Annotated in this window: 17 protein-coding genes; 9 read left to right on the top strand and 8 right to left on the bottom strand. The window is 57.2% G+C overall.

Annotation, left to right across the window (positions count from 1 at the left end):
- Nucleotides 1-43: 43 nt before the first annotated feature.
- The 4 genes from AKU94_RS06680 to AKU94_RS06665 are packed head-to-tail and all read left to right on the top strand — an operon-like array spanning nt 44 to nt 6086.
- Entirely contained in the window at nt 44-724 is a 681-nt protein-coding gene (locus AKU94_RS06680) for an SOS response-associated peptidase (protein WP_050526528.1), read from the top strand.
- The gene (locus AKU94_RS06675; RefSeq protein WP_050526527.1) at nt 714-1298 is read left to right on the top strand and encodes an ImuA family protein; all 585 of its coding nucleotides are present in this window, start codon (nt 714-716) and stop codon (nt 1296-1298) included. Before AKU94_RS06680 ends, AKU94_RS06675 begins: the two co-directional genes overlap by 11 nt.
- The gene (locus AKU94_RS06670; protein WP_050526526.1) at nt 1225-2721 is read left to right on the top strand and encodes a Y-family DNA polymerase; all 1497 of its coding nucleotides are present in this window, start codon (nt 1225-1227) and stop codon (nt 2719-2721) included. The genes AKU94_RS06675 and AKU94_RS06670 overlap by 74 nt, the downstream gene beginning before the upstream one ends.
- Nucleotides 2718-6086: an error-prone DNA polymerase gene (locus AKU94_RS06665; RefSeq protein ID WP_050526525.1), complete on the top strand. Its 3369-nt coding sequence runs from the start codon at nt 2718-2720 to the stop codon at nt 6084-6086. Before AKU94_RS06670 ends, AKU94_RS06665 begins: the two co-directional genes overlap by 4 nt.
- Before the next feature lie 525 nt (nt 6087-6611).
- Here AKU94_RS06665 and AKU94_RS06660 read toward each other — a convergent pair.
- From AKU94_RS06660 to AKU94_RS06630, 7 genes are all read right to left on the bottom strand, one after another.
- A complete protein-coding gene (locus AKU94_RS06660; protein WP_157056450.1) occupies nt 6612-7115 on the bottom strand; it encodes a phosphoenolpyruvate hydrolase family protein in 504 nt (167 codons plus the stop codon).
- Between the two features lie 221 nt (nt 7116-7336).
- On the bottom strand, nt 7337-9079 hold the full coding sequence (locus AKU94_RS06655; protein ID WP_050526524.1) for a UvrD-helicase domain-containing protein: 1743 nt from the start codon (nt 9077-9079) through the stop codon (nt 7337-7339).
- Nucleotides 9076-11157 carry an ATP-dependent nuclease gene (locus AKU94_RS06650; protein ID WP_198144860.1) on the bottom strand — a complete coding sequence of 694 codons (2082 nt, stop codon included), beginning with the start codon at nt 11155-11157 and terminating at the stop codon, nt 9076-9078. Before AKU94_RS06650 ends, AKU94_RS06655 begins: the two co-directional genes overlap by 4 nt.
- Before the next feature lie 95 nt (nt 11158-11252).
- Complete coding sequence (locus tag AKU94_RS06645; RefSeq protein WP_050526523.1) at nt 11253-12068, bottom strand: metallophosphoesterase; 816 nt, start codon at nt 12066-12068, stop codon at nt 11253-11255.
- A 280-nt stretch (nt 12069-12348) separates the two neighbouring features.
- Nucleotides 12349-12510 carry a hypothetical protein gene (locus tag AKU94_RS19630; protein WP_157056449.1) on the bottom strand — a complete coding sequence of 54 codons (162 nt, stop codon included), beginning with the start codon at nt 12508-12510 and terminating at the stop codon, nt 12349-12351.
- Between the two features lie 177 nt (nt 12511-12687).
- Nucleotides 12688-12990 (bottom strand): hypothetical protein, encoded by a 303-nt coding sequence (locus tag AKU94_RS06635; RefSeq protein ID WP_050526521.1) that lies wholly within the window; start codon nt 12988-12990, stop codon nt 12688-12690.
- Nucleotides 12991-13033: 43 nt separating this feature from the next.
- Nucleotides 13034-13372 carry a hypothetical protein gene (locus AKU94_RS06630; RefSeq protein ID WP_050526520.1) on the bottom strand — a complete coding sequence of 113 codons (339 nt, stop codon included), beginning with the start codon at nt 13370-13372 and terminating at the stop codon, nt 13034-13036.
- Nucleotides 13373-13497: 125 nt separating this feature from the next.
- Here AKU94_RS06630 and AKU94_RS19095 point away from each other — a divergent pair, with 125 nt between their 5' ends.
- Nucleotides 13498-14088, top strand: a complete 591-nt coding sequence (locus AKU94_RS19095) for a helix-turn-helix transcriptional regulator (RefSeq protein WP_198144859.1) — start codon at nt 13498-13500, stop codon at nt 14086-14088.
- A 47-nt stretch (nt 14089-14135) separates the two neighbouring features.
- Here the strand turns inward: AKU94_RS19095 and AKU94_RS06620 are convergent, their stop codons facing one another.
- Nucleotides 14136-14327: a hypothetical protein gene (locus tag AKU94_RS06620; protein WP_050526519.1), complete on the bottom strand. Its 192-nt coding sequence runs from the start codon at nt 14325-14327 to the stop codon at nt 14136-14138.
- A 159-nt stretch (nt 14328-14486) separates the two neighbouring features.
- Between AKU94_RS06620 and AKU94_RS06615 the strand changes: the two genes are divergently transcribed.
- The 4 genes from AKU94_RS06615 to AKU94_RS06595 all read left to right on the top strand — a co-directional run bounded on the left by AKU94_RS06615 (nt 14487) and on the right by AKU94_RS06595 (nt 18879).
- Nucleotides 14487-15023, top strand: a complete 537-nt coding sequence (locus tag AKU94_RS06615; protein WP_050526518.1) for a hypothetical protein — start codon at nt 14487-14489, stop codon at nt 15021-15023.
- A gap of 152 nt (nt 15024-15175) precedes the next feature.
- On the top strand, nt 15176-16123 hold the full coding sequence (locus AKU94_RS19625) for a GIY-YIG nuclease family protein (protein ID WP_157056448.1): 948 nt from the start codon (nt 15176-15178) through the stop codon (nt 16121-16123).
- Nucleotides 16124-16216: 93 nt separating this feature from the next.
- Nucleotides 16217-18295: an AAA family ATPase gene (locus AKU94_RS06600; RefSeq protein ID WP_083444972.1), complete on the top strand. Its 2079-nt coding sequence runs from the start codon at nt 16217-16219 to the stop codon at nt 18293-18295.
- Nucleotides 18292-18879, top strand: a complete 588-nt coding sequence (locus AKU94_RS06595; protein WP_050526514.1) for a hypothetical protein — start codon at nt 18292-18294, stop codon at nt 18877-18879. Before AKU94_RS06600 ends, AKU94_RS06595 begins: the two co-directional genes overlap by 4 nt.
- Nucleotides 18880-19187: the final 308 nt, after the last annotated feature.

The following is a 19187-nucleotide window of genomic DNA, read 5'->3' as shown; positions in this document are numbered from 1 at the left end:
GGATACCTCAATCCCGTTGGTCTCAACGATTCTGGAATAACTTATGTGCAACCTTTATTCCCAGACGAAAAGCCAGGATGCGATGCGGCATGTGTTTGATGATATGCTTCAGCAGAATGAGACGTTTGAGGATGTGACCGGCAACCTACCAGCGCAAACCGGGATCTGGCCCGATTATGCAGCACCGATCATCCGGCATGGGCCGCAAGGGGGCTGGCAACTTACCAAAGCCCGCTGGGGCATGCCAACGCCGGAGACGTTCCTCAAGGGCAAGCGCACCGACCCCGGCGTCACCAATATCCGCAATGTGGCCTCCCCGCATTGGCGGCGTTGGCTGGGGGTAGAGCATCGCTGCCTCGTGCCCTTCACCAGCTTTTCCGAGATCGACCAGCGGACCGGTGCGCCGCGGAACCACCCGGTTTGGTTCGCCCTTGGCGCTGACCGGCCCTTGGCCTTTTTCGCAGGCATCCGCACGCAATGGACCTCGGTGCGCAAATTGAAGGAAGGCGAGATAACGGCAGAGCTGTTCGGCTTTCTCACTTGCCCGCCCAACTCGGAGGTGGCCTCAGTCCATCCCAAAGCGATGCCGGTCATCCTGACGAAGCCTGCAGAGTGGCGGCAATGGTTGACTGCCCCGACGCAGGATGCGTTGCTGCTTCAGCGCCCTCTGCCAGACGGAACATTGCAGATTGTGGCTGAAGGTGTGCGTGACGATGCGGGTTGACTCTGCTCCCCCTGATCCGTTCAGCCTGCGCCCGAAGCGCGTGCATGAGGCTGAGGGGCGTGGCCGCCGCGCATTTGCGCTGTTTCAGGCGGCGCGCCATTCCGGCCCTCTGGTCTGGATCCTGCCCGCGCATGCGGTCGAGGTGCCAATGCTGCGCGGCTTGCCGAAGGGCGTCGGCGAACGGTTGCACCTTTTGCGCCCTGTGAACGAGACCGACCTGCTATGGTGCATAGAGGAGGCTTTGCGGGCGGCTCCGGTGGGTTTGGTCATCGCGGAACCCTCTCAACCCCTGTCCCTGACCGCCGGTCGCCGCTTTCAACTCGCCGCTGAGGCCGGGCAAACAACGGGCCTCATGCTGATCCAAACCGATGCAGGCAGCAACGCCACTGAGACCCGCTGGAATTGTGAACCGATGGCCAGCAATCCCGACTCGACTCTGCATCACTGGACTCTTAAAAAGAACAAACAGGGAACTTTGAGAAGCTGGATATTGAACTGGAATGGCGCGTCGGCTGCTGTCCATATGGTTTCCGAGGCTGGCGAGCGATACCAGCCTGCGGAACCGGCCCGTTGAAGGGCCGTTTGCCCTGACCCTTCGGTCAGCCAATTCCGATCATCTGCATTGCGTGAACTTGGCGGCCATTGCACGCGGGCTCAGCCGTGGCATGGCTTTAGCCGATGCCCGCGCGATTTGTCCTGATCTTGCGACACGACCCGCTGACCTTGCGACGGACGCAGCGGCCCTCGCCAGTTTGCGCCGCTGGGCCAGTCGCTACGCGCCGATGGTGGCAAGTGATGGCAGCGATGGTCTTATGGCTGACATCTCGGGTGTGCCGCATTTGTTTGGCGGCGAAGCAGATCTGCGGGAAGACTTGCAAGCCCGGCTGGAACGCGCAGGTTTGGCGGCGATCAGCGCCATAGCAGGCACACGGGGGGCCGCCCATGCGCTCGCCCGCCATGGCGGTGGAATTGTGGCTGATGGGCGGCTGGCGGAGGGCATTGGTCGCCTTCCGGTCACAGCCCTGCGCGTTGATCATGACACAGCCGAGGCGCTGGCGCGGGTCGGGTTGTCACGCATCTCTGACCTGATAAACCTGCCCCGCGCCCCGCTGGCACGCCGGTTCGGGCAAGGGCTGGTGATGCGGCTGGATCAAGCCTTGGGGCAATATGCCGAACCGGTCGCAGCCGAACCGGAGGCCCCGCATTTCGGGGTGCGGATGACCCTGCCCGAGCCGATCGGGCTGCAAGCGGATGTGATGGTAGGGTTGGAACGGCTTCTGGACCGGCTTTGCGCTAAGCTGGCACAGCACCGGATGGGCGCACGGCGGGTGCGGTTGGAGCTCAGACGCGTTGATCATGGCGCTATGCAGGTTGAGATTGGCCTCGCCCGCCCAATGCGCGATCCCGTCCGCATTGCGGCGCTCTTTGCAAAAGGCGTGGACGAAATCGACTCTGGTTTCGGCATCGACGCCATGCGGCTGAGCGTGCCGGTGGTGGAGGCGCTTGCACCAGAACAGATCGGCGGTGGCCCGACTATCCGGCATGAGGATGCACTGGCCGATCTTTTATCTTCCATCGGCAACCGGATCGGCTTTGACCGGGTGCTGCGCCTGCTTCCAGCGGACAGCCGTATCCCCGAACGCAGCTTTCTGCTCGCCCCTGCGGTGTATACGGCGCCCGAGGCTCTGCGACACCAAGCCGGGCCGCAGCGTCCGATCACCCTCTTTCCACCTGAACCGGTGATGGCCGTCAGTGGCAGCCCGCCTGCCAGTTTTCGGTGGCGGCGCATGCGTTTTACGACGCTGCGGGCGATGGGGCCGGAACGCATCACGCCTGAATGGTGGTTTGATGATCCGGCTTGGCGCTCAGGCCTGCGGGATTACTGGCGGATAGAGACACAGCAAGGACCACGTCTTTGGCTGTTTACCACACCGCAGGCACAGGCGTGGCAGGCTTCGGGTGGTGCAGACTGGTATGCGCAGGGTGAGTTCGCATGAGCTATGCAAATGAGCGCTATGCGGAATTGGGCGTCACCTCAAATTTTACCTTTTTGACCGGGGCGTCCCACCCCGAGGAATTGGTCACGCGCGCGGCAGAACTGGGCCTTGCGGCCATTGCCATCACCGACCGCAATTCGGTTGCGGGTGTGGTGCGCGCTTTCTCGGCGCTAAAGGAGTTGACGCGCCTGCGGACCGAGGCACAGGCAAACGACGAGGCCGCACAGGATGGCCCAACAATCCGCTCTCGCTGCGTCACCGATCATTCCAGCCGCCAGACCGTGCCGCATTTCAGCGGCAAAACCGATGCACCGATGCACAGCGGGGCGCCGCTGCCAAAATTGATTGCAGGATCCCGATTGGTCCTGACGGACTCGGCCGTCGAATGGCTAGCCCTGCCGACCGACCTTGCGGCATGGTCACGGCTAACGCGGCTGCTCAGCTTGGGCAAAATCCGCGCACCGAAAGGAGAATGTCATCTGACCCGCGCCGATCTGAACGCGTGGGGCGCGGGAATTATCCTGATTGCCCTGCCCCCCGACCCTATGGAGGATCCCCAGCCAAAGATCACGCGCCGTGATCTACTAACCGTTGCGCGTGCCTTCCCCGGCCAGTGCTTTCTTGGGGCAGCGCCCCATTATGATGGCCGCGATCAGATCCGCCTCGATCAACTGGCCATGATGGCACAGAGCGTGAACCTGCCCATGGTCGCCGTGGGCAATGTGCTGATGCACCGTTCGTCTCGTCGCCCTTTGGCTGATGTGCTAACCTGCCTGCGCATTGGATGCACCATCGACACTATCGGCCAGCACCGGCTTGCCAATGGCGAACACCGCCTGAAATCCGGCTCGGAGATGGCGCGGCTGTTCCACCGCCACCCCGCCGCAATCCGCCGCACGCTAGAGATTGCCGACCGTTGTGCCTTCCAATTAAACGACCTTCGCTATCACTATCCGGATGAGACAACAGATAACGAGCCCGCACAGGACAGGCTGGAACGCCTGTCCCGCGCGGGCCTGCAGTGGCGTTATCCGGCGGGTCCGCCGCCCAAAATCATCCACCGGGTTGAAAAGGAACTCAACCTGATCCGCGAGGTGGAATACGCCCCTTACTTCCTGACCGTGCATGACATTGTGCAGTTTGCACGATCCAAAGGGATCCTCTGCCAAGGCCGCGGCTCAGCCGCCAATTCAGTGGTTTGCTACCTTCTTGGCATTACCGAAGTGCCGCCCGAATCCATCACCCTGATCTTTGAGCGGTTTATCTCGAAGGAACGTGGCGAGCCGCCAGATATCGACGTTGATTTTGAACACGAGCGCCGCGAAGAGGTCATCCAGTGGATATACGCGCGTTACGGTCGCCACCGCGCCGGGCTGACGGCAACCGTGATCCATTTCCGCAGCCGTGCCGCCATTCGCGAAGTCGGCAAAGTCATGGGATTAAGTCAGGACGTGGTCGCACGGCTGTCTGGCCAAATTTGGGGCTGGTCTTCCTCCGCCCCCGGTGAGGACCGGATGCGCGATGCTGGCCTTGATCCGACCGATACCCGCGTGACACTCGCCACCAAACTGATCGGCGAGATCATCGGCTTTCCCCGCCACCTCAGCCAGCATGTCGGCGGCTTCGTCATTACCCACGGACGATTGGATGAACTTTGCCCGATTGAAAACGCCGCGATGGAAGATCGCACCATCATCGAATGGGACAAGGACGATATCAATGCGCTGGGATTGTTGAAGGTCGATATTTTGGCCCTTGGCATGCTGACCTGTATCCGCAAAGCCTTTGCCCTGCTGGCCGATCATCGCGGCCAACACCTAACGCTGGCCAATGTGCCGTCAGAAGATGCCCCGGTGTATGATATGCTCTGCCGCGCCGATGCGATTGGGGTGTTTCAGGTCGAAAGCCGCGCACAGCTGAATTTCCTGCCCCGCATGCGTCCGCGCAAATTTTATGATCTGGTCTGCGAGGTCGCCATCATCCGCCCCGGCCCGATTCAGGGTGGGATGGTGCATCCCTTCATCAACCGCCGTATGGGCCGCGAAAAGGTCGAAGACCTCGGCCCCGCGATGATGGAAGTGCTGGGCCGCACCTACGGCGTGCCGCTGTTCCAAGAACAGGCAATGCAGATCGCTGTGGTGGCTGCCGGATTCACGCCATCCGAGGCTGACCGCTTGCGCCGCTCCCTCGCCACCTTCAAACGCATGGGCACCATCGGCAGCTTTCGCGACCGCTTTGTTTCCGGCATGCTGTCGCGCGGCTATGACGCGGATTTCGCGGCGCGCTGCTTTGCCCAGATCGAAGGCTTTGGCTCTTACGGCTTCCCCGAAAGCCATGCCGCCAGCTTTGCGCGGCTGGTCTATATTTCCGCTTGGCTCAAATGCCACCATCAGGCGGTCTTCACCTGCGCATTACTGAACAGCCAACCGATGGGATTTTACGCCCCCGCGCAACTTGTGCGCGATGCGCGGGATCGCGGTGTAGAAGTCCGCCCGATCTCGGTAAATCACTCAGAATGGGATTGCACACTTGAATTGCGCCCCGATGGGCGTTTCGCGCTGCGCCTCGGTCTCCGCCAAATCAAGGGGCTGCGGGCCGAGGATGCAGACTGGATCGTGGCCTCCCGCGGCAATGGTTATCCCGATGTCGAAAGCCTGTGGCGGCGCGCTGGCGTCAAACCCGACACGCTTGAACGCTTAGCCGAAGCGGACGCTTTCGCCGCGATAAACCTTACCCGTCGGGATGCGCTCTGGGCTGCATCAGCACTGAAGGCCCCTGCCCCTTTGCCGCTGTTCGGCCCAGATGGCGAAGGTGGCATTGAACCAACTGTCACCCTGCCTCAGATGACCCTCGGCCAAGAAGTGATTGAGGATTACCTGTCTCTGCGCCTCTCCCTTCGCGCCCATCCGATGGAACTTCTACGCCCGCGCCTGTCTGGGTCCTTGCCGCATAATCGGCTCGGCCAAGCCAAAGGCCGCGTCACAATCACCGGACTGGTCATAACTCGCCAGCGCCCCGGCACGGCTGCGGGCGTGATCTTTTTAACGCTAGAGGACGAGTCTGGCACCGCCAATGTGATTGTCTGGCAGCAAGTCTATGAAGCCTTCCGCAAAGCGGTGATCGCCGGGCGCTTGGTTCGCGTGACCGGCCGCGTCCAACACGATGGCCCCACGACCCATCTCATTGCGGAGATCGTCGAGGATGTGTCGCACTTGCTGGCCACCCTCGGTCGCCCGATTATGATCGACGCCAATGACGGGCGCGCAGATGAGACAAAACGGGCATCTGGGGGCAGCGCCAGGCCGTCCGCACGCCATCCGCGCGAGCAGGCCAAGAAACTGTTCCCGAGCCGGGATTTTCACTAGGAACGTCGGCCCCTGCAGCATCTGTCGGGAAAGACTACGCTGTGACCAGCTTCAGCCCCCGACCTTGATTTCATGCACACAACCAACACTGCTGGCCGTGCTGTGCCCGCGTCTGGGATGTTCGGGGCAATATGCGTTAGCTGTTGCTGTTGTTGTTGGAGTAAGAGTTTCTGCCTCCGTTAGTTGAGGCACGCCGCGTAAGCAGTCACTCCACGACATGCACGGTCACCCAGATTTTGCCATCGTCAACAACATCCGTTCAGTGGACACGATGTAAACCGCACCGCGCTGCGCCCGTTCAATCTCACGCCACACCTGCGGGCAGGCGAAAACCTATTTCCAAGTCCGTATTTCAATCAGAGCATCAGGCACACATAATCTTTCACAACAAGGCTTTGCCCTGTTCATCCCCACATGCGCGGGGAACAGGATAACACAGCGTTCAGGCGTTGACGATAGGTGTGTCCTGCATGGCTCAAACCAAAGTTGGGCCCACTTGCAGCGGCCCAAACTGTGAATTTCATCTTATCTTTTAATATTTTTGAACTTTTTAGTCTGAGCGATAAGCGCGTCCTCAGCGGGCAAGCGTTCCATTGACGACGCCCCATAAAATCCGTGACAGCCAAGGCAATGACTTAGAATGTAGGCTGCGTCTTCGGGCTGCGCAATCGGACCGCCATGACACAGAACGATGATCTCGGGGTTCACAGATTTAGCCGCCGCAGCCCAAGCGTTGATTTGCGGAATGCAGTCGTCAAGCGTCAGCGCCGTCTCTGCACCAATCGCCCCGCCTGTTGTCAGCCCCATATGGCAGACGACGATATCAGCCCCCGCCTCTGCCATCGCACAGGCATCATCTTCGGAAAATATATAGGGAGTGCAAAGCATGTCTTTAGCGGCAGCCATGCGTATCATATCGACTTCTTTGGCAAACCCCATACCCGTCTCTTCAAGATTTTTTCGGCAGTTGCCACCAATAAGCCCAACGGTAGGAAAGTTTTGCACGCCGGAAAAGCCAATCGCTTTCACTTGATGTTGAATTCTGCGAGGAATTGATCCAGCTTTTCGAAACGCCGTGACCCACTGGCATCAAGAATTTCGTCGCCTTTTCATGAGATTATCATGTTGCAGAGGGCTTAGCGTCAAATGGGAAAATGGATCAATCCTACACGAAAATCAACAGAGCGGCCAACGCAACCTCTCGTGCGAAGCTTAAGCAGTCGGGTCAGAGTGAGCGCGCAGATGCGGCCTCAAGGCCCCGCCGGCGCCGCCAAAATGTTCCCGGCGCCAAACATATTCCCTGCGGCCGCCAGCGCTTCTTCGCTGAGGGTCTGCGTGGCCAAAACCGCCAATCGTGTTTCTGGCCGAGAGATGGCGACATAGAACAGGTTCCGTGCCCGATGAAAGCCACTGACCTGCTTGGCTGGAATGTTTCCAGTGTGCAGCTGTTCTAGAAAGCGCGGCCAATTGTAATGGTTCCAGCCGCCACTAAGGACGACGAGCACGTTTTCGAATTGCGCGCCCTTGACGCTGTGCTGTGTCGCAAACGGCGTAAACCCCTCGACGAACTTTTTCACCTCAACAAGTTCCGAATAAGGGACATTGCGGAGGGTACGATGGCGCTTAAGAGAGCTGGATTCTTCCTGAGTTTCATCTGGTCCAATGGCCATTATTTCAGCTTCCCGGCCAAGCACGCGCTCGCTCAGGCGCGGCCGGGCAGTTGACTTCAGGTGGTCGATAACATTACCGATGGTGCCATTAAGGCGTAGATAGACAAGTCGATCCATATCTGTAGCCCAGGCGGCCTTGTCTTCATGTGATCGGATGGTGGGTGCGCGACCCATATGGGAAAACATTTCGCCAAATTGGCGCGCCATATAGGCCGTGCAAACCGGCTCAACCAAGTCGATTAGACAAGCAATCAGCGGGTCTTCCTTCTTAACAAAGGCCTCCTTGTGCTCGAATATAGCCGCAATGGTAGGGTAGCCCTGTTTGGCCGCAATTGCGTTATGGGTCAGCATGAGGATCTTCGTCCGTGCAGGCGAAAAATCCCATCCATCCTGCGCCAGACGATCTTTCAGCCGCTCGATCGTCGCCGCATGTAGCTCTTCTTGCAGATCATCCTTATAGGGGCTTGCCGTTCTTCGCTCCCCTACGAGCCCGTTACAATGAAAGAATCGTGCCTCACCCGGTGCCTGCGGGTCGCGAACTGCTTGCGGAAGTTGGGGGCGAAGTTTGTTCAGGACATCGACGATGGCCGAGACGGACCGGAAGTTAGAGCCCTTATCGATTCCGATGACGTGCGGAAAGGCGGCCAATTCGAAGTCGCTGCGGTAAATGGTCTGCCAATGATCGCCGAACAGCCCGGTGACGGGGCCTTCACCGGCAGCAAAGAAATGCTCCGATATCGCATTCATCACGGTAGGGTCCGTGTCTTGGTATTCGTCGATGAAGAGAACGGGATAAAGCCCTACAAACAAGCGCCTGATTTTTGGCACCGCAAGTAGACTGGCGAAGAACTTCGGCACGTGGTCATGGTGGAGGGTAATACGTTTTTCATCAATCCCGAAGAAGCCGAGATTGTATTCGACAACTTGATCCTTCACCCCTCCCGCCGCTTCGATCGCCGCGAGTTCTCGATCCGAGGTCAGCGCGGCGACCCTTTCCCGAAGCGCCTTCTGGTGCTGGGACAGAAAGGACCACGCGAAGCCATGAATGGTGTTCACGAGGATCGCCGGATGATCCTCGATGTCCTGCGCAATCTCTTTGCGGGCAACTTCCGTGTAGGTGATGCAGGCAACCTTCTGCCCGGCGCGGATCAGGGCTGGTCCCCGCTCCGCCATGATCTTTTTAAGGGCCTCAACCAGCGAGTAGGTTTTGCCGGCACCGGCGCCGGCTTCGAGACGGAAGTTGATACCGTCTTGCAAGCAGGCCTCGACACGCTCCTGCGCGGCTCGCGCTGCAGCAACGGCAGGCGAGATCTCCCCCTTCAAAGCGCGACCTCTGCCTGGGCGCCAGCTTCCGCTACCGCGGGGCCAATTTCGGGCGGCGGCTCAGAAAGCCACACCAGCGCTTCCCGTATGTAAAGTGGCACATTCCAGTTCTCCGGCATCAGCGCAAATCGGATTGCCTCAGTGGACTTACCGAAGCTGGCAGCCCGATCAAAAGCGACGCGCGCTGCCATATGATCGTTTGCGATATCGAACATCGCGGGATTAGCGAGGATTAGCGCATCCTCGTAGCTGCGAGCGCAATGCGGGGAGCCTTCCTCCGGTATCTGATAGGCGATGCGGTAGAAATTCCGGGTTTTCTCTGCCGGGGTTTTGGCACGCAACTCTGCAAGCGAAATTGCCGGATTTTCAAACCAGGCCTTCAGCGCATTGTTGGATGTTCGCTCCCCATCTTCACATGGGCACTTGTGATACCGTCCGCCGTCCAGCCGAACCGCATCTAGGTCCGTCACTACGATGGATTTGAGCTCCAAATATTCGAGGAGGGGGAAGAATTTTTGGGCATAGTCGCCGCCTACTTCCATCGTGGTGATGTATTGTCGACCGAGGCGGTTGGCCACATCAAGTGTCTCGTCGATCACACCTATCACACGTGGCATCAGAATCCGTTCGGTGGCACCCTCTACCAAAATGGCCTTGTCGGCAAAATAAAGATCGCACTTTGTTAGTGTCATGTATTGCTGCAGAAATGCGCGGTCTTCCTTCGATATCGTTGCGGCGCCTTTCCTGAAGTCCTTAATCTTGGTCTTTCGGCAGCCCGGCGTCTGAGAGGGGACGTTCAGGAAGTATCTGATGGCGTCAAATTGAGCGGCATTTGCCAGGTGCGATGAGTGGGTCGAGACCACGAACTGGGCCGCCCAGGCAGGTTCGTCCGCATACCTATCAGAGAGGTTTCCTATGGCGGCGTTCAGCTGCGAGATGAACACCTCCTGCATTTGCGGATGAAGGTGCGCCTCCGGCTCCTCAATAAAGACTAGATGGACCAAAGGTCGGGAGGGCAGGTTGCGATATGACTTATGAATGGCTTCAAGCTGGAAAAGGATGTAAATCAGGTTTCGGGTTCCTAACCCGTTGTAACCTTCGGGCAAATGGACACCGTCTATTCCAGAGTAAAGTATTCGGGTATTGTCCGTCAGAACGCTTTCAATATCGATAGTGGTATGCGGCCTCAGCTCGGTGTCATTCAGGCTGGGAAATCCGAAGAGGCTCAAAGCAGGCAACAGACCGCGCAATTGCGTATCGAAACTGCCTTGCATCGCGCTTTCCACCCGCGCAACGGAATCTTTCATCTGTGACACAATCATCTGATCTTCCGGTGCCGCGGTGAGCGAATTTGCAGTCCGGAAAAGCTGGCTCAGGAGCTTGCCGATTACATCCGGGTCGCCTTTTTTCCCAGCTTCCAGCATCCGCTGAGCGCCAATAAAGCCCACCTGTATCAGCGCCGAGAGCTCGGCGGAATTTGCGAAGATGCGGCGATTGGATGGATCTGTTGGATCGATCGCACATACACGCAGCGAGTAGGCTTTCGGAATTTGCACACGGAGATGCTGGAAGAATGCGGCATGGGGATCGGCGGGTAAAGGGGCGTCTGGGTCTGCGCCCTCTACAAAGACCTCGCCTTCTGCGTTAAGCGGTAGGTCAAGGAGGTCGCCGACCCCAGAGAGAGCGGGCGCATATTCGATTCTTGCAATTGCAACACTGCAATCCGGGTCCAGATCAATGATGAACGGTGAAAGCGGCCCGAGATCTCCGGCCGCCTCGTAGCTGAAGGTCAGTTCCAGCGAAATGGTGGGCAGAGCATTCAGCAACGCACTTGCCGGGGCATTGTCCCGAACACGCTGTGTTCGGCATGAGATGAATGCGGTGCGCAGCGATGCAGCGAAATCCTCAAGCCGGAATTGCCCCGCCTTGTCGCCAATAAAACGGTCGAGCACCTCAGTCAGCGATGTTTTGCCGCTATTGTTGCGACCCACGATGACCGTCGAGCCGGCCTCCACTGACATTTCAACATCTTCAAGAAGCCTAAAGCCGCGCACATGTATTCTGGTCAGCCTGATCATCAATTTACCCACTATAACATTTATAAAATGGTGCCCGGCCAATCGCAGAGTGCCACCACTTTTTCTAATTGTGCTTCGTATTATTCCTGTGCTTTCTACGCACTCCAAGCCTTAAGCTGCATCTTTGTCTGTCCGTCATCCATTCGAAAATGCGCCCATGCCAATTGTGACCGATGTCCTGCGCCGATGTCCAGATCAACCGCACGAAACTCTTCAACGCCGTCGCAAACCGAAAGCTGGGCGGCGTGCTGCAGGTCTTCCCGCAGGGCTGGGGTGTGGCCATGGACGATAACGGTGGGTCGGGTCTGCTGGCGGGTTGGATCCGGATCGTTCGCGTCCCATCCTCCGGTCCGGTCGAGAAAAGGATAGCGGATCGTGGCCCAGTGATCGTCTGATCTGATATTCCGACGATCTTGTGCAAGAAACGCTGCCATGTCGCGATGCGGATGGATGCCTGCATGGACGAAAATCAGATCGCCGAGGATGAGATGGCTCGGTCCATTGGCGATTTGTTCAAGATAGGCGGACGGGATTTTCTGCTGGAGAAGGTAGCTGATCGCTGACCAGCTGTTTTCAGGCCATGACAAACCTGCCTCGTTCAGCACATTTTTGCCGCCATTCATGAGCCAATGTTCAAGCGCGTCTTCGGCCTCGAGCGCGTCCAGCAACATCAGGTCATGGTTGCCCGGCAGGATTTTCAGATGATCGGCCGCAGCCAGCGTAAGGCCGTTCACCGCCAAATTGATACTGGCAATGGACCTCGCGCCGCGATCAATCAGATCGCCGAGGAAAACCAGCTGGCGGAGAGGGGCGGTTCGCGGGGTCTGGGCAATCGACGCAAGGGCCGCTTCCAGCAGGTCAGCTTGACCGTGGACGTCCCCGATCGCAAAGAACTCGATGCCGCTGGGCAAAGCACCCGGTAAGTCGCGCCACGGCAGGCTAAAGTGTTTCTTCACGATTAAGCCTTTCTGACTGCGGTGCGTTCACCTTCACTGTGCAAAATTGGTAGGCGAATGGCGGCGCTAACGTCAACTGCGCGATGCGGTTCCGCCACGCTGGGGCTGATGGAAATTTGCTAAATCAGCATGTCTTTTAAGATATTGATATTATAGTAAAATATAATATTCCCGTTCGCGACGGCCAATAACCATCTGGTTTAATGGACAAAAACTCCCTCCAATGGACATTATTTCATGTGTCCGACATGAAGAAAAGGGGCGACAATCCCAAAAAAACAATTGGAAATATAATATACGCAGCCCAAGAAACCCCATCGCCCCTGAAGGTCACGATGCGCTTATCCCCGTCTTGTTTGATTTCATACCCTTGATCATAATTTGCTTGTTTAGCCATACTGCAGTCCTTTGGAAAAAATATTACCCCCGCACAAGCGCGCAAAAAAATACGCCGCTGGCGGCGCTTGTCGGGATTTTTTGTATCTCAAAAATCTTGAATTTCAGCGGTTGCGCTGAGCACGCAGGCCGACTTGGCCAAACTGATCAGGTCGCCTGAACCACGGCCAGCCCGCGTTTATTTCCGTCGGCAATCGAACGTGTCGCCGCTCGCTGGGGAGTGCCACGTGAGGCTCTTTGATCTCACATCGAACAGTGAAACCCGATAGCCGTCGGTCAATTCGACCCCGTAGGCATCATCAAGTATTTTCTCAACACTCTTAACTGCAAGTTTTTGCCCGCTGACGACATAAGTGTTAGCGTCCAGAGTAAAATCCATGATCTTGCAATCCCACGCCCCATAGACAGGAAGGGTTTCGGCCTGCGCAACAGCGGTCATGGCGGCAAACAAGATGCCGGTGGCACCGATAAGGTTTTTCATGCGGTTGGTCCCTTCAAGGATGAAATGAATACTAGCGGACGATCTACCAAGCGCAAAGTTTGGCGGCCTTATTGCGCCAACACGCCCCGTCCCGCTTGAGCGTGCCGAGCGGGGTATGCGCATGATTTGCCCCTTTTTCTTCATTCCAATACCCTTTTGCTATGCCGGGAACGTCCACATTCACATAGGCGAAATAGAGGAAATCGGGCGCGGAGATCTTGAAGCTGCCAGTTTTATCCAGAGCCTCAAAGTCGCAGGCGCCGTCGATATAGGCTTTGCCGTTGACCTCCATCAAACATTTTGCCGGGCGAGCTTGTGCCGGGAGTGCAGCAAGTAAACAGAAAGAAAATGCGCGGATCGAAAGACAGAATTTGGTTTTCATAACGACACCCAATGATTAGCAGAAAGGCACAATAGATATGATACTCGCACATCTCTCCATGGACCGAAATACCACCTAAAGCAGGTATCCCATTGATCCGAACGGGTCGCCGTGCCAGATATGACGTGCGGCGCAGCAAATTCTGCCCGTGGGGCGTCGAAACTCCAATAGCACACAGGCCGGTCGAGATATTTCTTGGCCGGGTGGTCGTCACGTATGTCCAGGGCTTGCCTAAAGGTGGCGGCGCCCTGTGCTGTGTGCAGGGTTTCGAACACCCGGCTATATGCCGGGATGCCCCTAATCGTCATGGGGGCAGAACAATGTTTAATAATTTCAATTTTATAAGCACTGGATCAACGGAAGGGTATATCCCAAGGGTGAACTCCGATGATCCGCGTTTTGGATATCAGGCTTGTCCGCAGACCATCAGTGCCAAATTGGTGTTGGTCAACCGTATGGTCGCCTTCGAGAAGGAAGGCGGCAACGAAACCTCTCGGTCAACATCGCCACCTTCCGCCTTTTACCTCGCGCCGCGTGAAAAAGAGGTTCTATGGTGGGCTGCGCGTGGAAAATCGGCATGGGAAACCGCGCAGGTCCTCGGCCTCTCGGAAACCACTGTCAAATTCTACATCAAGAATGCCTGCGCGCGGTTGCAGGTCCGGAACAAAACCCATGCTGTAGCGATCTGCGTGAGCAACGGCGTGTTTCAGATCTGACCAGCAGGAGTTAGACCTCTTCCCAAGATGCGTTGGAGTGAAACTTTTCAAGGCTTGAACGATGTCTCCCGCTCAAGAAACTCGGCCATCACACGTCGAACCATTTCTGGACGCGTGGGCAAATCGCCTTGCGTCCTGCGATATTCGTCGATTGCGGTAATCATGGCAGGACTCATGCGCACCATTACCGGCTCCGTATCTGTTGGCGGCCGCCCCATCTTCTTTTTTTGCTCCGACATACCGATTTTCTCCAAAAGCTGCTTGACTTATTGATTACAATATTACAAAATACATAAGCTAAGGCAAGAGAATAATCTCACGTCATTAAATTAGCGGACCAAGGCAAGAGCTGTAACTCAAACCAAGGTCCTAACCAATTAGATCCTTAGGAGATCATCATGGCTGACCAATCCCCTATCATGCCGCATGCGGCAAATAAAGTGTCCCGTATCAGTGAATTCGCGGCTTATTTTTCTGCGCACCTGTTGCCGGCGATTGCCGAGTATAACGCCGCCGAACGCGACCTTGAGGATGTGCAAGGCTCTTACGATCCCGCATATCACGCATGGGAACGCGATGCCGATCTTGCCCGCGAGCGCTTGGTCTCCGCGCTGGTTTACCTTTGCGAAGAAAAGATTGTTGAGCCGACGGACAAACCACTCAAACGGATGACCCAGCTCATCAAAGACTTAGTCTGGTCAGATGACGTCACGGAGTTCAAAGAACTGCACCGCGATTTGCGCCTGTCCTTTTCGTCGTTCTTTCTCGTATCTGGCGCGGGCGCGTCCGCAATTGCGACCAACGCGTTGCTTATGCAAGCCCGTCGGGCGGTCGATGCCCTCGTCGCATTGCCTCTTTATGAGCGGTGGTCGGACGACGCACTCGCGATCTACCATCAGCAAGATTGCCAAGAGCTGACAGCGATCGGTTTTTAATAACCATTACTTGCGCACGCTGAACCGAGACGGCGGTGGTCTTTTTATAGCCCGCCGCCCGAGCCTAGCCCGTGCGTTTCAGCTTCCGGCCCCCATGCCGTGTGCTGCTCCCCCTATAGATATTCTTTTTCCAATCCTCTGGAGGACTGCTTATGAATATGGTCAACACATCTAACCCTATGACTATCAATGAATTTAACATGCCAATCTTTACGGGCGCTATTCTGCCTGACTGGGTCAAGATGGCCGAAACGAAGGGTTTTGACTTTATTGCCCGCGTCGTCGACCGCCTGCATTTCGCGCTTAGGTGTGTGCGCTGTGGAGGAATAAACAAGGTCAAACGCTACACTCTGATGTCCGCCCAACCATCATGTGGCCATTGCATCGAGCAGGAGTGGGCAAATGATGCGGCATCTGCCGGTCTCAGGTTCCTCCACCGCGATCCCGCAAATCGTCACTATGGTGTATACCGCGCACGCTGTGGACATGAATACGTCCGGCAATTCGAACTGATTAAGCGTGTGGCTAAGGGTAAGATCAAAATCCGCTGCGAATTGTGTCAGCCGCAGATTGAGGCGGCAGAAGCAACTGACCGGGAGTGGGAACTGATTGGTGCGGACCCCAAAGGTGATCCGAGTTATCGCTACTATCGCCATACCGAATGCGGCTTTGAACAGCGGATGGCGCGCACCAATATGAAAACGGGTAGGCATTCCTGTGGCGGATGTGGCGTCGAGTGGCCCGCTGCCCCCAGTTTTCTATATGCAATGAGGTTCACGATGGAGAATGGACGGGAGCTTGTCAAACTCGGCTATTCCAAGGATCCTGACAGTCGCCTCAAGTATCAACTACGGCGCGATCCTGAAATGCCTTGCTCGATCCTGCGCGTTGTTGCGGTGCCGACGGGGCATGCTGCAATCATCGCCGAAAAGCGCATCCATGCCGAGCTGCGGTATTATCATCCTGCAGCGATTGTCGACCCATCTGTTTTTGCGGCACACATCCGCGTGAAATCTGAGATTTATGACGGTGGCTTGACGCAAATCATCTTCGATCACCTCACCGAGGTCGAACGCAGTATGTCGGTCTGCGCCGCCTAAGCTCAACCAAATGCCTGAGATACTCGAACATGACCCCGGGGCCACGCTGTCCGGGGATCCCCCCACACATCCCAAATTCAGGAGGGCGCTCTCATGCCCCAACTTTTCTCCTCACCGAACTGGACCCCTTACGCAAATGTCCTGATAGAGCGTTTGCGCCGTTTTCACGGAATGCCGCCGCCCGAAGCAGAAGATGCTGAACCGTCTGACCTTGAACAGCTTTTCTCACAGATGGAGGGCGATCTTCCCGTCGAGCGCTTTGCGCAATCCGCAGAACTCCCATCGCGCTATGTCCCGACACGTCAAATCATGATCGCAATCCGGCTTGCAGCGACCATCGGGTCGATCCAGGTCGAGATGGACTGTCGCCAATGCGGCGGATTGACCGTGATCCGGGATGTGGCCGTGGAAGATGCTGTTTTGCTAAAAGAAGTTCTCAAAATCTGCTTTCCCCGTGATCAGCTGCATATCATCACGCCCGAAATCAGCGACGGCGCGATCTCAAAAGCGTCCGAGCAACGCTATCTCCAGCAGATCAACGACTGCACCGACAAGATCGAGCCCGTCCTGGTTCTGCAAATCCATGGATCATCGCTGCCGCACTTTCTGGCCGCCATCGCGCCACGCATCCTGTCACTTTCGCCGATTACGCGCGATATTGTTGTCACATTGCTGGAGGCCGGGCGTCTTTCTGACCAAATCGCCACCGAGGATGATCTGCGCGCAGCACTTCCCGAAAACGCCGTTTTGGCCGACCTAGGAACGACAGGCACTTGTGCAGCCCTGCGCGCGACGATCCTCGCGACAGCGGTGCAGCAACTTGCAGACCTTGCGAAACCTGACGCCAACTCCGCCGGCCCACGGCTAGAGGACATGACGGGAGACAGCCCAGCACTTATGGCCGCCCGCCGCGTTGTTGCCGATCTGCGGCTGTGGCGACAGGGCCAGACAGGATGGCATGAGTTGAGCCGTTCATTGTTGCTTTTTGGGCCGCCGGGCACGGGTAAAACCTGGCTTGCGCGCGCAATGGGCAACTGCGCAGGGTTGGCCGTCGTCAGTGCAAGTTTCGCCGAGTGGCAAGCGGCGGGGCACTTGGGCGATATGCTTCGTGAAATGCGACGCAGTTTTTCAGAGGCTCGGCGCAAAGCGCCCTGCATTCTGATCATCGACGAGATTGATGCAGTTGGTTCTCGCTCTGATGTTGATCGCCATGCCAGCAACTACCGGATGCAGGTCATCAACTGTTTTTTGGCAGAAATGGATGCAATCGCAAGGGAGGAGGGCGTGGTGCTGGTTGGAACTTGCAACGATCCTGGCCGTATGGACCCCGCGGTGCTGCGCGCGGGGAGGATGGATCTCAAAATCGAGGTGCCCCTGCCCGATGCAGATGCGCTGCTTTCGATTTTGCGCCACCACCTAACCGAGGATATTGCCGATCTGGAGCTTCGCAATCTCGCGCGGCAGGCGGTTGGGCGCAGTGCTGCAGAGCTTGACGCCGCCATCCGCGCCGCAAGGTCGGACGCACGGCACAGCCGCAAGATGCTCTCACCGGCGATGCTGCGCAAACATCTCAATATTGGTGCATTGACTGAGAATGCCGAGCTGAATTGGCGTGTGGCTGTGCATGAGGCGGGGCACGCTATTATGGGCGCTGCTCTGCAACTCGGGCCGATCAACAGCATGCAGATCACGGCGGCGGGCGGCACCATCACCCGCCAAGGCATACCTCATCAGAGCCTGCTGGCCGATATCGAGGCTGAAATGGCCTATTCCATGGCGGGACGCGCGGCAGAGCGGCTCATCTTGGGCGAGGTTTCGGGCGGCGCTGGGGGGCCAGACACCTCGGATCTGGCAAAGGCGACGCGCTATGCGATCGATATTGAGACGGTTTATGGCCTCGGATGTGTCGGCCCTGTTTGGCACGCCAATCCAGACAAGGTCCACCTAGCGACACCGGCCATCCGGGACCGCGTGCGCCAGCGGGTTGAGCGGGCCGAGGCTCGGGCGGGCGTTATTTTGACCCTGAATCGCCATGCTTTGGAAGCGCTGGCACGCGAGCTCGCCGACAAGCGGTCGCTGCGGGCCACCGAGATATTGCCGTTTTTGCGGGTCGTGTTGTCAGCAAAGGTCGCAGAAGGCGTCGCCGCGCCAGAGAATGAGGTGACCCCATGATCGTCGTTGCACCCTATGCAATCCATGACGCGTTCGCCGCCTGGCTTCTGGACGCGCCCCCTATCGCACGGCATCATCCCGCGCCCATCGTCTTCGCGGCGGTGCGGTTCGGGCCTGAGGGCACGTGGCCGACCTTGCAGGCCAACGGCGGCTCACATGCTATCGTCGGCGTCAGCCCCTCTGGCTGGATGTGCGTCGCGAATCTCAGATGGCGCTATTTTGCTGGAAATACCCTCGATTTCCTGAAGATCGCTGCCGCCTGCAATCTGGCGCAGGCGGCGGCTCTAACTGAGAATGCGTGGTTCGAGACTGCCCTTAGACGTCACGGGCAACGATCCACTCCTGAAAAAATTGGCGGATTGCTGGTGATGAAAGGCTCAGACGGTCGCCAATGGGTCCGGCCCGCTGACATTAGGCGCATGGACGTCAAAGCAGCCTTTCGTCAGCATTTGACAGTCAAACGCGACGCTACGATGCACCTCCGCTACAATGTCGGAAAATATCGAATGGACGAGATCTTTGCTGATGCCGAGGTGTGGTGGCGCTTTGCGCGTGGCTGGACCGAATACCCGTCTTCGGTTTGATCACCGTATTTTCGTTCGTGACATGGACAAAATCTGTTTGCGAAAAAGAAAATGGAACCTGTGGCTAATTCTTGTTTTGCCGCACGTTCCATAAATGAAAATGCCAAAGCAACGCACAGTTAGGCAGACCATATAGATCATGCGCGCTTCTTAACCTGTAAAAATGGTATCTTAACTCAAACAGCATCACCGGCGCAGGCTATACGAATGACTTGCAACTGTTTTGAGGCGCCTCCGGTATTTGACTAAGGTTCACCCTGTTTTGCAAATTGATTTTCGCAAACGGGGAATGGGTCGTGCGATAAGGG

The organism is Pseudorhodobacter aquimaris, assembly GCF_001202025.1.
GTDB classification, from domain to species: domain Bacteria; phylum Pseudomonadota; class Alphaproteobacteria; order Rhodobacterales; family Rhodobacteraceae; genus Pseudorhodobacter; species Pseudorhodobacter aquimaris.
Note: the sequence above shows the minus strand (reverse complement) of the source record. Positions and strands in the feature narration are given on the sequence as shown.